This window comes from Rhizobium sp. 01T444 (assembly GCF_056398305.1).
This window is the reverse complement of the sequence record NZ_JBFTPD010000003.1, coordinates 128,173-142,671: the sequence shown is the minus strand read 5'-3', so window position 1 is coordinate 142,671 and position 14,499 is coordinate 128,173. Positions and strand designations below refer to the sequence as shown.

The window sequence follows — 14,499 nt, the reverse complement described above, 5'->3', positions numbered from 1 at the left end:
ATGAACGAATAGTCTTTGGCGTCAAACAAGCGTAGCTTGCCGGCGGACAGGAAAGCTTTGGTGCGCTTGTAAGGGACTTCGACGGAAGCATGACGCGTTTGCAGCAGATCGGTGTCCTGATCGGCCTCGTCATCGTGGCTGCACTCACGATGTTCCGAGCAAGCGATCCGCCGGTGCTCAGGCAGGTCCGCGACGTTACCTTCGACGAATATCAGCGCCTTGTGCCGCGCAGCTTTGAGGCCGTGCCCGTCAGAGTCGTCGATATCGACGAGGCTTCCCTGCGGGAGTTCGGCCAGTGGCCTTGGCCCCGCGACAGGCTGGCAATGCTGGTCCAGCGTCTCTCGGATATGGGAGCGGCGGCCATCGCCTTCGATGTCATCTTTGCCGAGCCCGACCGGATGTCGCCGCGCAATGTCATCCAGGAGGTGGAGGGCGTCGATCCAGCGCTTGCGGCGCAATTGCCTGACAATGACGAGATATTCGCGCAATCGATCGAAGGAAAGCCAGTCGTTCTCGGCTTCGGGCTTTCCAACGAAGGCAACTACAAGCCGCCGGTAAAAGCCGGTTTTGCCTTTATCGGCGAGAGTCCGCTGTCGGCACCTCCGCATCTTGGTGCTTCGACGCCGCTCCGGCCGGGGCTGGAGGCGAATGCCGCAGGGCTTGGCCATGTCAGTCTCAATCCCGGCAGCTCGTCATCGGTGGTACGCGCAGTGCCGCTGTTCCTTAGCGACGGAGAGCAGTTTTATCCCAATCTTGCGATCGAAGCGTTGCGGGTCGCGCAGGGTGCCTCGACCTATGTGCTGGCCGGCGCACCCGACCGGGCAGGGATCATCACCTCTGCAAAGATCGGCGATTTCATCATTCCGCTGACGGCTGCCGGAGAGATCTGGCTTTATGTGACGCCGAACCGGGCAGAGCGCTATATCTCGGCCGGAAAGGTCCTTGCTGCCGGTGGAGCGGCCGCTGATGTCGCTGCCCAGGTCGAAGGCAGCATCATCTTCATCGGCACCTCTGCTGTCGGGCTGCAGGACATTCGCGCCACCGCTCTCGGAGAAAATGTGCCGGGTGTTTCGCTGCAGGCACAGACTGTCGAGCAGATCCTTTCGGGACGCTACTTGTCGCGGCCGGACTGGGCCGACGGGCTGGAGATCCTGTCTATTGCCGTGGTTGGCTTCCTGCTCGTCATCATAACGACCTTCGTCAGTCCGGCCGTGGCGCTGGTCTGTGGCCTGGCGATCACCGCGATGGCGCTTGCCGCTTCGTGGCTGTGCTTTCTTTATGCCGGTCTGCTGTTCGATCCGCTGGCGCCTATTATCAGCGGCTCCATCACGCATTTCGCGGCAACATCGTTCCGCATCCTCGTCATCGACAGGGAGCGGCGGGAGGTGCGGCGCGCCTTCGGCCATTACCTCTCGCCTTCGCTGCTCCACAGGATCGAGCATACGCCCGATGCGCTGAAGCTCGGCGGGGACGAGCGCGAACTGACCATGATGTTCGTCGATGTGCGCAATTTCACCGAGATCAGTGAAAGGCTGACTCCGACCGCCGTCGTCCAGTTTCTCAATACGCTGCTCGATGCTCTGAGCCGTCATGTTGTCGGGAACGAGGGAACGCTCGACAAATTCATCGGCGATTCCATCATGGCATTCTGGAATGCGCCGGTCGATGTTTCGGATCATGCGGCAAAGGCGCTGCGGGCGGCGCTCGCCATGCGGGAGACCCTAGCTGAGCTCAATGCTCATGACGCCTTCGGTTTCGGCAGCGCTCAGCAGGTGAGAATCGGCATCGGCATCCATACCGGTCTCGCCTGTGTCGGCAACATGGGCGCGAAGACACGCTTCAACTATTCGGCGGTGGGCGACGCGGTGAATGTCGCGGCGCGCATCGAATCCTGCTGCAAGGACGTCGGCTTCGATATCCTGATCTCCGGCACCACTGCACGGGCGCAAAGCGGGGCGGCGCTCTTGGAGGCAGGAGCCATTCCGCTCAAAGGAAAGAGCAGCCGAACGCAGATCTTTGCCGTGGTCGGCGATGAGAAGGTCGCTGCCTCGCCGGAATTCGGCGCGCTGCATCTCGTCCATGAGGAGGTAATGGGGGCCTTGCGCGAGCGTTCGAGGAACAGCCGCAAGCTGATCGGTGGGGCAAAACTCACCGGGGTACAGGTCCTGGCCGGCCTCACGGAATTCTATGAGCGGATATCGGCCAGGAACGATCATTTTCGGGAGGATATCGGCCTGCCGGAACAGCAGTCCGTCGAATAGTCAGTCAGCGGTTGCGGTCCCGATTTCCGTTTCCGCCCCAGCCTCGATTTCGGTTCTGATCCCGATTGTGGCTACGGTCACGATCCCGATCTCTTCCCCCGCTCTGGTCATTGCCGGCAGTTTGATTTTCGCCTCCGCTTCTTTCCTGCGTGCTCGGTCTGTCCTGATGGCTGCGGTCCTGGTGACTATCTGCCCCTTCCGTGCGGCTCGGCCTGTCAGGTGCGTCGTGCCGGTCCGGGCGACCGAACCCTTCGTGCCGGTCCGGCCTTCCATGATCGCCATGGTGGTCGTCTCTATCGTGCTTGTCCCTCCAGCCATGCCCGTCGTGTTTGTCATGCCAGTCGCGCTCCGGCTTATCATGGTGGGGTTTATCATGGTGGGGCCTGTCATGATGCGGCTTGTCGTGATGCGGTTTTTCCGGCCGCTGCGTCGGCGGAGCATCCTGCTTCTGTGGTTGCTGCTGGGGCTGTGGATCCGGATCTCGCGGTCGGGGTGTCTGGCGAAGCCGGTCTTTGCGCTCAGGGTCGACCGAGGCCATCCGGCAGCCGCCAAGTAGACCGAGGCCGCCCGTTAAACTCTGATTGCCAGAGAGGAAGGGAAGGGCGCGCTGGTTGCCCAGCCTCTGCAGCACGCTGCGGTTGACAGGCTGAGCATCCGTCATGTTGCCGTTCGGCCGCGCAATGACGCAATCRCAACGCTGCTGCAATTGCCGGCAGCCGCCAGGACCGCAAAAGGTCGCCGCGCCATTCAGCAGCACCACGGCAGTCGTACCGTCGGGGCCGACGTAGAAATCGAAAGCAGTGCCGCGCACGCCGATCGTGCCCGCCGGCGTCTGGATTTGGTAAGCCGAGGATTTCGAATTGCCGCTGACCCAGCGGAACGTACCCTTGGCCGCCTTGATGGAGAGGCGTTTGACTGAATCGGTATCGTCGTAGACATATTTGTCGATGACAACGGACGAGCCCCAGCCGACGGCAAGCTTGGTGCCGTCGCGGAAGATGAACTGGCCGAGCCCCGATTGGGAGGTGCGGATACGCTCGTTGCGGTGGACTTCGTCATTGACGATGATCGGCCCGCCCTGTCCCGTCACTTCGGTTTTGATGAGAGTCGCCTGGCCGACGGGTTCAGCGGCGAACGCCGGCCACGCGCCTGACAGCGCGAAGCAGATGCCCGCGATCCGTATGCTACGCCAACCCAACATCGTACACCCCACATAAGGGGATACTAACATTTCCAGTAGGCCCGTTCTGCCTGCCCTGTTGGGTGAGAAAAGGGTTATGTCGCATTTGCGAAGGCCGATCGCCGCCAAGCGGCGCGATGCAGCCGTCGCCGTGTCAAAACAAAAGCTCTTTCACGTCGCAAAAGAACCGTTGTGCCGCAATTCGATTTGCGATTTGTATGGCCACGACGAAAATGCCTTTGCCTGAAGGAGATGATGGCGGATGCGGAAATATTCGGTTTTTGCCGTAGCGCGGGAGGCTCTGCGCGGGCACAGGGGCTGGGAAAAGCAGTGGACTTCGCCGGAGCCGCGACCCGAATATGACGTGATCATCATCGGCGGTGGCGGTCATGGGCTGGGCGCAGCTTATTACCTTGCCAAGGAGCACGGCATCACCAATGTGGCGGTGCTGGAAAAGGGCTGGCTAGGCGGCGGCAATACCGGCCGCAACACCACGATCATCCGCTCCAACTATCTCTATGAAGAGAGCATGCACATTTACGAGCATTCGATGAAGCTCTGGGAAGGGCTGTCGCAGGAGCTCAATTACAATGTCATGTATTCGCCGCGCGGCGTGATGATGCTGTCGCACAATGTGCATGACATGCAGAGCTTCAAGCGGCATATCCATGCCAACCGGCTCTACGGCATCGACAATGAATGGCTGACACCCGAGCAGGCCAAGGCCTACTGTCCGCCGCTCGATATTTCGGCGACGGCCCGCTACCCGATCAATGGCGCCGCCTTGCAGCGCCGCGGCGGCACGGCGCGTCACGATGCGGTTGCCTGGGGTTATGCACGTGCGGCGTCAGACCGCGGTGTGCACATCATCCAGAATTGCGAAGTCACCGGCATTCGCCGTGGCCCGGACGGTCGGGTCACCGGCGTCGAGACCAACAGGGGCTTCATCGGCGCGAAGAAGATTGGCGTGTCGGCTGCCGGCCACACGACAACAATCATGAAGATGGCGGACGTGCGCGTGCCGCTGCAATCGAGCCCGCTGCAGGCACTGGTTTCCGAGCCGCTGAAGCCGATCTTTCCCTGCGTCGTCATGTCGAACACGGTGCATGCCTATATCTCGCAGTCCGACAAGGGTGAACTCGTCATCGGTGCGGGTACGGATCAGTATAACTCCTACTCCCAGACTGGTGGCCTGCAGATCATCACGCATACGCTCGACGCCATTTGCGAGCTTTTCCCGATGTTCCGCCGCGTGAAGATGATGCGCCAGTGGGGCGGTATCGTCGACAATACGCCGGACCGTTCGGCCATCCAGTCGAAGACGCCTGTTCCCGGGCTCTACGTCAATTGCGGCTGGGGTACCGGTGGCTTCAAGGCGACACCGGGTTCGGCCAATCTCTTCGCCCATCTGATCGCCCGCGACGAGGTGCACAAGTTCAATGCCGGGCTGACGCTGGAGCGGTTCCGCTCTGGTCGGCTGATTGACGAGGCGGCGGCTGCCGCCGTCGCGCACTGACAGGAGGACGACATGCTGCTGATCTATTGCCCTTACTGTCAGGAAGAGCGCTCCGAGCTCGAGTTCCGTGGTGCCGGTGACGCTCACATCGTTCGGCCGGCCAATATCGCCTCAATCTCTGACGAGCAGTTCGAAGAATATTTCTTCCTGCGCGACAATCCGAAAGGCCTGATCTTCGAGCGCTGGCGGCACATGCACGGCTGCGGGCGCTTCTTCAACGCGGCGCGTGATACCATCAGCGACAAGTTCATCATGACCTACAAGGCCGGCGAACCGAAGCCTGCTATCGGGACTGCGGCCGAGCCGCATGCGCCGGTCGAGACCTACGAAGCAGTTGAAGGAGAGGCCCAATGAGCGGCGCGAACCGTATTGCCGGCAAGGGCCGGCTGACGCCCGCCAAAACCGCGCGTTTCACCTTCGACCGCAAGAGCTATACAGCGCTCGAAGGCGATACTGTTGCCTCGGCCTTGATTGCCCATGGTGTGCATCTTGTCGGCCGTTCGTTCAAATATCATCGCCCGCGCGGGATTCTTTCGGCCGGAGCCGAGGAGCCGAATGCGCTGATCGATGTTGCGCGCGACAGCGCCCGTAAACAGCCGAATGTGCGGGCAACCGTGCAGGAAGTCTTCGACGGCATGATCGTGAAGTCGCAGAACCGTTGGCCGTCGCTTTCCTTCGATGTCGGTGCGGTTAATAACCTGTTCTCGCCCTTCTTCGCGGCGGGCTTCTACTACAAGACATTCATGTGGCCGCGGGCCGCCTGGAAACGTGTATACGAGCCGATGATCCGCCGTGCTGCCGGTCTTGGCGTCGCGCCCACGGAAGACGATCCCGACCACTATGCCAGCCGTTATGCCCATTGTGACGTGCTGGTCGTCGGTGCCGGTATTGCCGGTCTTTCGGCAGCGTTGGCTGCTGCGGAAGCCGGAGCAAAAATCATCCTCTGCGACGAGCAGGCGGAAGCCGGTGGCGCATTGCGCTTCGATGCCGGCGTGAAAGTGGATGAGCTTGATGGTTACGCCTGGGTGCAGAAGACCCTTGCACGCCTGAAGGCGATGGAGAACGTGGAGGTCCTGACCCGAACCACGGCCTTCGGCTACTACAACCATAATTTCATCGGCCTCGTCGAACGTGTCACGGATCATATCGCCCGCCCCGGCCGCGATCTGCCGCGCGAACGGCTGTGGCAGGTCCGCGCCAAGCGCGTCATCCTGGCGACCGGCGCCATCGAACGGCACATGGTGTTTCCGAACAATGACCGGCCGGGCATCATGCTCGCTTCGGCCGGGCGGATGTATCTCAATCATTATGGCGTTGCGGTCGGCCAGAAGGTCGGCATCTATACCGCGCATGATTCAGCCTACGAGGTGGCCTTTGACCTGAAGAGGGCGGGTGTTTCGATCGCTGCGATCGTCGATAGTAGACAGGCGCCGGGTGCAGCAGTATTGGCCGAAGCCCGTACGCTCGGCATCGATGTGCTGACCGGTCAGTCGGTCGTCAATACGTCGGGTGCGCTGCGCATCTCGTCGATGACGGTCGCGCGCAACGGCGGCGGATCACCACGCAAGATCGCCGTCGATGCGCTGCTGGTCTGCGCTGGATGGACACCCTCCGTGCATCTCTTCTCCCAGTCGCGGGGCAAGGTTGCCTTCGATGCCGAGACGCAGCGTTTCCTGCCCGGCACCTATGCGCAGGACTGCCTTTCCGTTGGCGCCTGCAATGGCACTGATGGTCTGCAGCAGACCGTCGAGGAATCGCTTGCCGCCGGCGAGCTGATGGCGCAGGCCGTCGGCAGGCAGGCGGGCAGCAAGATCGGCATTTCTGTCGAGCAGGCCTTCGACTGGACGGGTGGCATGATTGGTGCTGCCGAAGGTGCCGGGCCGGAGACGAATGCCAAGGCATTCATCGACTTCCAGCACGATGTCTGCGCCAAGGACATCCGCCTTGCGGTGCGCGAGGGCATGCATTCGATCGAGCATATCAAGCGCTTCACGACGAACGGCATGGCTTCCGACCAGGGCAAGCTTTCCAACATGCATGGCCTGGCGATCGCTGCCGAAATGCTTGGCAAGGATATTCCGCAGGTCGGTCTTACCACTTTCCGCGCGCCTTACACGCCGGTGACTTACGGAGCGCTGATCGCACATTCGCGTGGGCCCTTGTTCGACCCGACGCGCAAGACGCCGCTGCATGCCTGGGAAGAGGGCCAGGGAGCAGTCTTCGAAGATGTCGGCAACTGGAAGCGCGCCTGGTTTTATCCGCGCGCCGGCGAAACGATGCATCAGGCCGTTGCCCGCGAATGCCGCACGGCGCGCGAAGTTGCCGGTATCTTCGACGCCTCGACGCTCGGCAAGATCGAGATCGTCGGACCCGATGCCGCCGAATTCATGAACCTCATGTACACCAATGCCTGGGACACGCTGAAACCAGGCAAATGCCGCTACGGCATCATGCTGCGCGAAGACGGCTTCGTTTATGACGACGGCGTCGTCGGCCGTCTCTCCGATGACCGTTTCCATGTGACGACCACGACCGGCGGCGCGCCGCGTGTTCTCAACCACATGGAAGACTACTTGCAGACGGAATTCCCGCATCTGAAGGTGTGGCTGACCTCGGTGACCGAGCAGTGGGCTGTAATCGCCGTGCAGGGGCCAAAGGCGCGCGATATCGTGGCGCCGCTGGTCGAAGGGCTTGATATATCCAACGAAGCCTTCCCGCACATGAGTGTCGCCGAGTGTAAGGTGGCAGGTATTCCGGCACGTCTCTTCCGTGTCTCCTTTACCGGCGAGACCGGCTTTGAAATCAATGTGCCCGCCGACTATGGCCAGTCGGTGCTGGAGGCAGTCTGGGCCAATGCCGAGCCACTCGGCGCCTGCGTCTACGGCACCGAAACCATGCATGTGCTGCGCGCCGAGAAGGGCTACATCATCGTCGGCCAGGATACGGATGGTACGGTGACGCCTGATGACGCCGGGCTCTCTTGGGCTGTCTCGAAGAAGAAGGCGGACTTCGTCGGTATTCGCGGGCTGAAGCGGCCCGATCTTGTCAAGGACGGCCGCAAGCAACTCGTCGGTCTTGCGACGAAGGACGCGAAGCTGGTGCTCGAAGAGGGCGCGCAGATCGTCGCCAACCCGAACCAGCCTAAGCCGATGACGATGCTCGGTCACGTGACATCGGCCTACTGGTCTGAGAATTGTGGTCGCTCGATCGCCTTTGCACTGGTTGAAGGTGGCCGCAATCTGGTGGGCGAAACGCTCTATGTGCCGATGCCGGACCGGACCATTCCGGTCGAGGTGACGGATCTGGTGTTCTTTGACAAGGAAGGAGGCCGTATCCATGGCTGAGGTCGCAATTCGCAAACCGGCTCTCTCTGGTCTCCTTGCTGGTTCGGCGACGGTGCGCCTGACGGTGGCACCGGTCGCAAGCCGCCTTGCGCTGCGTGCGCCGGCTGAATCCGTATCGGCACTCTCTTCCGCGCTGGGGCTGACTTTGCCGACATTACCCAAGACCTCCGGCCGTGCCGGGGGGCGTTCGGCGCTCTGGCTCGGCCCGGACGAATGGCTCGTAATTGACGAGGCTGGTTCGGATCTTCCGGCGCTTCTTTCAGGCGCTGATGTCCTGCATTCGGCGGTCGATGTCTCCCACCGCAACGTCGGTATCATTGCTTCCGGACCGGGTGCGGAGACGACGCTGTCCGCCGGCTGCCCGCAGGACCTCTCTCTGGAAATTTTCCGGGTGGGCGCTTGCTCGCGGACGATCTTCGGCAAAGTCGAGATCGTGCTCTTCCGCACCGAGGAGGATACGTTCCGGGTGGAATGCTGGCGGTCGTTTTCGGATTATGTCTTCGGGCTGCTCGCCGAAGGCGCCGAGGACGCGAGCCATTAAGGCCTGCAAAGGTCCTTAAACGTCTTCCGGCCGGTCTTTCGGGTCGAACTGGATGATGGTGATCCAGCGGGTGGTGAGCGCCGGCTTCTTTTCGTTCTCGATTTCGATCGAGACATCATAGGTCGTCATCAGCATGCCGGCGCCGCGGAAGCGGGCGTCCGAGAGCACGAAGTGGCCGCGGATGCGGGTGCCGCTCTTGACCGGCGACATGAAGCGGACTTTGTCGAAGCCGTAATTGATGCCCATCGTCTGCTCACGCACGTTGGGCAGGCAATTGTAATTCATCGTCGACAACAGCGAGAGTGTCAGGAAGCCGTGGGCGATGGTTCCGCCGAAGGGACTTTCGGCTGCTGCGCGAACAGGATCGACGTGAATGAACTGATGGTCGCCGGTTGCCTCGGCAAAGGCATCAATCATCTTCTGATCGACGAGGATCCAGTCAGACAATCCTGTTTCCGTGCCAACCAGCCCCCGGACATCCGAGAGCGAAATTTCCATGACCATGCATTCCTCGTAAAAAGCCGCAGCCGCAAGCCTTATCGCGCATTCGTGACGATTGCGATAACGATTCGTACTCGCGGGTTTCGTGGATCAATTTTCCACGAAATAGGCAACCGAACGCGGCTCAACGGTGGCGCGACCACCGACTTTCCGTGCGCCATCCGGCAGAAGCTGGCGCCAGTTTGCTTCGCCGGCTGAGGGAAGCGTGAAGAGTTGATGCTGTTCGGAGCGGTTGAAGAGCACGGCGAGGCGGGTCTCTTTGCGGTTGGAACGATCGTGCGTTGCAAGCACTATGCCGAGGGTGGAGAGCGAGGGCGTTTCCCATTCGCTTGTTGTCATCGGCTCGCCGGCGAGCGAAATCCACTCCACATCGCCGTTACCGGAAAAGAAGGCCAGGTCGGAGAAGACCGAGAAACGGCGGCGAAGCGTGGCGACGAAGGCGGTATGGGCGATCAGGTCTTCGTCCAGCAGCTTCCAGTCGACCCAGGTGATCTCGTTGTCCTGGCAATAGGCATTGTTGTTGCCGTGCTGCGTGCGGCCGCCCTCGTCTCCGGCCGTCAACATCACGCTGCCGCGGCTGGCAAAGAGGGTGGAGATGAGCGCTATGACATCGGCCTTGCGGCGTTCCCGGATGACGGGATAGGCGGTTTCACCTTCGACGCCGTTGTTCCAGGAATGGTTCTCGTTGTGGCCGTCGCGATTGTTCTCGCCGTTAGCCTCATTGTGCTTGCCGCTATAGGACACGAGGTCGAGGAGCGTGAAACCGTCATGGGCAGCGAGGAAATTGACGCTTCGGGTCTCTGTCCCGCCGTTGGCTGAGAAAATGTTCGACGAGCCGGCCAGCACGGTCGCGAGCGAACCCGTCTTCCAGCCATCGCCACGCCAATAGCACCTGATGTCATCGCGGGCACGGTCGTTCCACTCCAGGAAGGGTGCCGGGAAATTGCCGAGCTGATAGCCGCTTGGGCCGATATCCCAGGGTTCGGCGATCATGATGCGATCGGCGAGCAGGTCGTCGGCGAGGATCGCGGCCAGAGTGCCGTTGCGGTCGAAGCCGTTTGCTGTGCGGCCGAGAACGGGAGCGAGGTCGAAACGGAAGCCGTCGATGCCGGCATTGCGGACGAAATGGCGCAAGCTGTCGATGATGAGCCGCTGGACGTAGGGATGGTCGCAGGCAACCGTATTGCCGGTGCCGGTATCGTTGACGAGCACGGATGGCCGGTCCGCTACGTGGCGGTAGTAGCTGAGATTATCGATACCGCGCAGCGACAGCGTCGTGCCGTATCGGTCGCTTTCGCCAGTATGGTTGAAAACGAGGTCGAGGATGACGGCGATGCCTTCCTCATGCAGCTTCGCCACTGTTTCGCTGAGCTCTACGATACCACCCGGCACGATACGCGGATCGAGTGCCATGAAGGCAACGGGATTGTAGCCCCAGCCGTTCGTCAGGCCGAGCGGCGGCAGATGCCGCTCGTCGATCCAGGCGGTGATCGGCATCAGCTCGACAGCATCGACGCCGATGCGCTTCAGGTGAGCGATTACGGAGGGATGAGCCAGAGCGGCGACGGTGCCGCGCTGAGCTTCCGGCACGTCCGGATGCAGGATGGTGAAGGGCTTGACGGCCACCTCATAAATAAAGCCGCCCGGTTTGAAGAGCGGCTTTCGGCTTTTGAGGGGCGCGTCTTTGGTGACGACCGACTTCGGGATCAGGTGCTGCGTATCTTCGCCGAAGATGCCGAGCCGCGGGTCGTAATGGAAAGGCCCATCGACCGCCTTGGCATAGGGATCGATCAGCAGCTTCGAGGGGTCGAACCACAGGCCGTTATCCGGAGCGTAAATGCCGTCCGCGCGGTAGCCGTAGCGCGCGCCTTCCTTCAATCCATCGACAAAAAGACGGAAGATGTGGTCGCTGTCGCGGGCCATGGGGAGCCTCGCATATTCCTTGCCGTCATCGTCGAAGAGGCAGAGATCGACCTGCGCTGCATGATGCGACCAGACAGAAAACTCCACGCCTGTTTCAAAGACGATGGCACCGCCCTGTGCGGAACTGTTGCCCCCCATATGCCCCCCCGGGATCAGGTGATCACGGTCGGCTCGTTGCGTCCCGTGCGCTCACGAATGTTGGCGATGCTTTCGGCGGCCGCGATGAGATCGGCGAGCGCTTCCTGCGTTTCGATATTATGGCGAGTCGAATCCGGCTCATAGCGTTCGATATAGACGCGCAGGGTTGCGCCAGACGTGCCGGTGCCGGAAAGGCGGAATACGACGCGGGAGCCGCCCTGGAAAAGGACGCGGATACCCTGATGTTCGCTGACCGACTTGTCGACAGGATCGTGATAGGCGAAATCGTCAGCCTTCTCGACTGTCAGATCGCCGAAGGTCTTGCCGGGCAATGTGGACAGCTGGCTGCGCAGATTGTCGACCAGACTGTTTGCGGCATCGCTGTCGACACCTTCATAATCATGGCGGGAATAGTAGTTGCGGCCGTAAGTCTGCCAGTGCTGGGTTACGATTTCCTGCACGCTCTCGCCGCGGACGGCCAGGACGTTCAGCCAAAGCAGAACGGCCCAGAGGCCATCCTTTTCGCGGACATGGTTGGATCCGGTACCGGCGCTTTCTTCACCGCAGATCGTCGCCATGCCTGCGTCGAGCAAGTTGCCGAAGAATTTCCAGCCGGTCGGGGTCTCGTAGATGCCGATGCCGCGCTTTTCCGCCACACGGTCTGCCGCGCCCGATGTCGGCATGGAGCGGGCAATGCCGGCGAGGCCGCCGGAATAGCCGGGCGCCAGGTTGGCATTGGCAGCGAGGATTGCAAGACTGTCGGACGGGGTGACGAAAATGCCGCGGCCGATGATGAGATTGCGGTCGCCGTCGCCGTCGGACGCAGCGCCGAAATCGGGCGCATCCTCACCCATCATCTCGTCATAGAGTTCCTTTGCATGAACGAGGTTCGGGTCCGGATGATGGCCGCCGAAATCCGGGAGCGGCATGAAATTGCGAACGGAGCCGGAGGGCGCGCCGAGACGGTTCTCGAAGATTTCCTTGGCATAGGGGCCGGTAACAGCACTCATGGCATCGAAGGCGATGCGAAAGCCAAGGCTGATAAGATTGCGGATTGCGCCGAAATCGAAGAGTTCTTCCATCAACGCGGCATAGTCCTCGACCGGGTCGATGACCGAGAGGATCATGCCGCCCGGCAGCTCTTCCTTGCCGATGCGGTCGATGTTGACGTCGGCGAAGTCGGCGATCTTGTAGCTCTCGATCGCCTTGGAGCGGGCAAAGATCGCGTCGGTGATCTTTTCCGGGGCCGGGCCGCCATTGTTGACGTTGTACTTGATGCCGAAGTCTTCGGTCGGGCCGCCGGGGTTATGGCTGGCCGAGAGGATGATGCCGCCGAAGGCCTTGTACTTGCGGATGATGTGAGAGGCTGCGGGCGTCGAAAGAATGCCGCCCTTGCCCACCATGACCTTGCCGAAGCCATTGGCAGCGGCCATCTTGATGGCCTTCTGGATGACTTCGCGGTTGTAGTAGCGTCCGTCGCCGCCGATGACCAGGCACTTGCCCTGATAGCCCTCCAGCGAATCGAAGATCGACTGGATGAAGTTCTCCGCGTAGTTCGGCTGCTGGAAGACGGGAACCTTCTTGCGCAGACCTGACGTGCCGGGTTTCTGGTCCTGATAGGGCGTGGTGGGAACGGACTTGATCATTTTAGTTCACATGCCTTTCGAGACGAGGCTTGAATACAGGGCAACATAACGTTCGGCGCTCTTCTCCCAAGAGACATCCGACTTCATGCCCTGCTTTTGCAATTGGGTCCAGACTTTTTGATCCGCGTAAAGGTGCATGGCGCGGCGCAGTGCCTGTAGCATGCTTTCTTCGTTTACAGGTGCGAATTGTATGCCTGTCGCCACCTTTGCCGCAAGTGCGGCATGATTGGCATCGATCACGGTATCGTTGAGCCCGCCGGTGCGCGCCACGATCGGCACGCAGCCGTAACGCAGGCCATAGAGCTGGGTAAGACCGCAAGGCTCGAACCGCGACGGGATGATGATGGCGTCGCAGCCGGCCTGCATGAGGTGCGACATCGGCTCGTTGTAACCGATGGAAACACCGATGCGGCCGGGGTTGCGGTTGGCGGCGGCGAGCAGCGCACCTTCGAGGGCTGCCTCGCCGGATCCGAGCACGACGAGCTTGCCACCGAGTGCGACGATCTTATCTGCAGTGCTTGCGACAAGATCCATGCCTTTTTGCCAGGTCAGCCGGCTGATGACGCAGAAGATCGGCGCGTCGTCATGGTCGAGATGGAAGAATTCCTCGATCGATCTGCGGTTCTCCAGACGGTTTTTCAGCGTCGTCGGGCCGTAGTGCGTGTGGACGACCGGATCAGTCGCCGGGTTCCAGATGTCAGCATCGATGCCATTGACGATGCCATGCAACACGTCACGGCGGCTGGCGATGACGCCTTCGAGACCCATGCCGAATTCGGGAGTGAGGATCTCGTCGGCATAGGAGGGACTGACCGTGGTGATGGCGGAGGCAGTCTGCAGGCCGCCCTTCAGGAAGCCAACGGTGCCGTAGTATTCGATGCTTTCGGTGGCAAAGGCATGGGGCGGCAGACGCAGGCCGGGGAAGATATCGGCGCCGAACTGGCCCTGGAAGGCGATGTTGTGGATCGTCAGGATGCTCGGCAGTTCGGGTGTCGGATAATAGCGCATATAGACCGGCACCATGGCGGCCTGCCAGTCATGGGCATGCACGAGATCCGGCCGCCAGCCAGGCAACAGGCCCGCGGCGATTTCGGAACCAGCCAGCGACAGGGCGGCAAAACGGCGCCAGTTGTCCGGGTGATCCTTGCCGGTCGTATCGAGATAGGGACCACCCGGGCGGTCGTAATAGACTGGAGCGTCGAGCACGAGGATGTCGAGACCCTGGTGCTCCACCTCCAGCACTCTTGCCGGCTGGCCGAGCAAGTCCGGAAACTCCAGCCGGACGACCGGATTCTGCAGCATCCTCATGACGCTGGGATATCCAGGCATAAGGGTCTTGGTTTCAACGCCGAAGGATTTGAGGGCTATTGGCAGGGCGCCTGCCACGTCGGCAAGGCCCCCTGTCTTGATCAAAGGGAAGACTTCGGACGAAACCGAAAGAACTTTCAT

At 61.2% G+C, this 14,499-nt stretch carries 10 protein-coding genes; 5 read left to right on the top strand and 5 right to left on the bottom strand.

Annotated features, from left to right (window positions below):
• Positions 1-89 precede the first annotated feature (89 nt).
• On the top strand, positions 90-2,261 hold the full coding sequence (locus AC1DTN_RS06205) for a CHASE2 domain-containing protein (RefSeq protein WP_442206428.1): 2,172 nt from the start codon (positions 90-92) through the stop codon (positions 2,259-2,261).
• A gap of 4 nt (positions 2,262-2,265) precedes the next feature.
• Here AC1DTN_RS06205 and AC1DTN_RS06200 read toward each other — a convergent pair whose 3' ends face one another.
• Complete coding sequence (locus AC1DTN_RS06200) at positions 2,266-3,462, bottom strand: FecR family protein (protein ID WP_442206427.1); 1,197 nt, start codon at positions 3,460-3,462, stop codon at positions 2,266-2,268.
• A 241-nt stretch (positions 3,463-3,703) separates the two neighbouring features.
• Between AC1DTN_RS06200 and AC1DTN_RS06195 the strand changes: the two genes are divergently transcribed.
• The 4 genes from AC1DTN_RS06195 to AC1DTN_RS06180 are packed head-to-tail and all read left to right on the top strand — an operon-like array spanning position 3,704 to position 8,842.
• Complete coding sequence (locus AC1DTN_RS06195; protein WP_113320962.1) at positions 3,704-4,957, top strand: sarcosine oxidase subunit beta family protein; 1,254 nt, start codon at positions 3,704-3,706, stop codon at positions 4,955-4,957.
• Between the two features lie 12 nt (positions 4,958-4,969).
• Positions 4,970-5,311 (top strand): sarcosine oxidase subunit delta, encoded by a 342-nt coding sequence (locus AC1DTN_RS06190; RefSeq protein ID WP_007817381.1) that lies wholly within the window; start codon positions 4,970-4,972, stop codon positions 5,309-5,311.
• Positions 5,308-8,301 carry a sarcosine oxidase subunit alpha gene (locus tag AC1DTN_RS06185; RefSeq protein ID WP_442206426.1) on the top strand — a complete coding sequence of 998 codons (2,994 nt, stop codon included), beginning with the start codon at positions 5,308-5,310 and terminating at the stop codon, positions 8,299-8,301. The genes AC1DTN_RS06190 and AC1DTN_RS06185 overlap by 4 nt, the downstream gene beginning before the upstream one ends.
• A complete protein-coding gene (locus AC1DTN_RS06180; protein ID WP_442206425.1) occupies positions 8,294-8,842 on the top strand; it encodes a sarcosine oxidase subunit gamma in 549 nt (182 codons plus the stop codon). The genes AC1DTN_RS06185 and AC1DTN_RS06180 overlap by 8 nt, the downstream gene beginning before the upstream one ends.
• Before the next feature lie 15 nt (positions 8,843-8,857).
• Here AC1DTN_RS06180 and AC1DTN_RS06175 read toward each other — a convergent pair whose 3' ends face one another.
• The 4 genes from AC1DTN_RS06175 to glgA form a co-directional block, all read right to left on the bottom strand.
• Positions 8,858-9,346, bottom strand: a complete 489-nt coding sequence (locus AC1DTN_RS06175) for a MaoC family dehydratase (RefSeq protein WP_439016579.1) — start codon at positions 9,344-9,346, stop codon at positions 8,858-8,860.
• Between the two features lie 87 nt (positions 9,347-9,433).
• The gene (glgX, locus tag AC1DTN_RS06170) at positions 9,434-11,404 is read right to left on the bottom strand and encodes a glycogen debranching protein GlgX (protein WP_439016578.1); all 1,971 of its coding nucleotides are present in this window, start codon (positions 11,402-11,404) and stop codon (positions 9,434-9,436) included.
• Positions 11,405-11,418: 14 nt separating this feature from the next.
• Positions 11,419-13,050 (bottom strand): alpha-D-glucose phosphate-specific phosphoglucomutase, encoded by a 1,632-nt coding sequence (locus AC1DTN_RS06165; RefSeq protein ID WP_442206424.1) that lies wholly within the window; start codon positions 13,048-13,050, stop codon positions 11,419-11,421.
• Positions 13,051-13,056: 6 nt separating this feature from the next.
• On the bottom strand, positions 13,057-14,499 hold the full coding sequence (gene glgA / locus AC1DTN_RS06160) for a glycogen synthase GlgA (RefSeq protein WP_442206423.1): 1,443 nt from the start codon (positions 14,497-14,499) through the stop codon (positions 13,057-13,059).

Coding starts and splice junctions, on each gene's coding strand:
- AC1DTN_RS06180 (WP_442206425.1), top strand. CDS start 8,294: ATGGCTGAGGTCGCAATTCGCAAACCGGCTCTCTCTGGTCTCCTTGCT.
- AC1DTN_RS06195 (WP_113320962.1), top strand. CDS start 3,704: ATGCGGAAATATTCGGTTTTTGCCGTAGCGCGGGAGGCTCTGCGCGGG.
- AC1DTN_RS06190 (WP_007817381.1), top strand. CDS start 4,970: ATGCTGCTGATCTATTGCCCTTACTGTCAGGAAGAGCGCTCCGAGCTC.
- glgA (WP_442206423.1), bottom strand. CDS start 14,499: ATGAAAGTTCTTTCGGTTTCGTCCGAAGTCTTCCCTTTGATCAAGACA.
- AC1DTN_RS06175 (WP_439016579.1), bottom strand. CDS start 9,346: ATGGTCATGGAAATTTCGCTCTCGGATGTCCGGGGGCTGGTTGGCACG.
- AC1DTN_RS06185 (WP_442206426.1), top strand. CDS start 5,308: ATGAGCGGCGCGAACCGTATTGCCGGCAAGGGCCGGCTGACGCCCGCC.
- AC1DTN_RS06205 (WP_442206428.1), top strand. CDS start 90: ATGACGCGTTTGCAGCAGATCGGTGTCCTGATCGGCCTCGTCATCGTG.
- glgX (WP_439016578.1), bottom strand. CDS start 11,404: ATGGGGGGCAACAGTTCCGCACAGGGCGGTGCCATCGTCTTTGAAACA.
- AC1DTN_RS06165 (WP_442206424.1), bottom strand. CDS start 13,050: ATGATCAAGTCCGTTCCCACCACGCCCTATCAGGACCAGAAACCCGGC.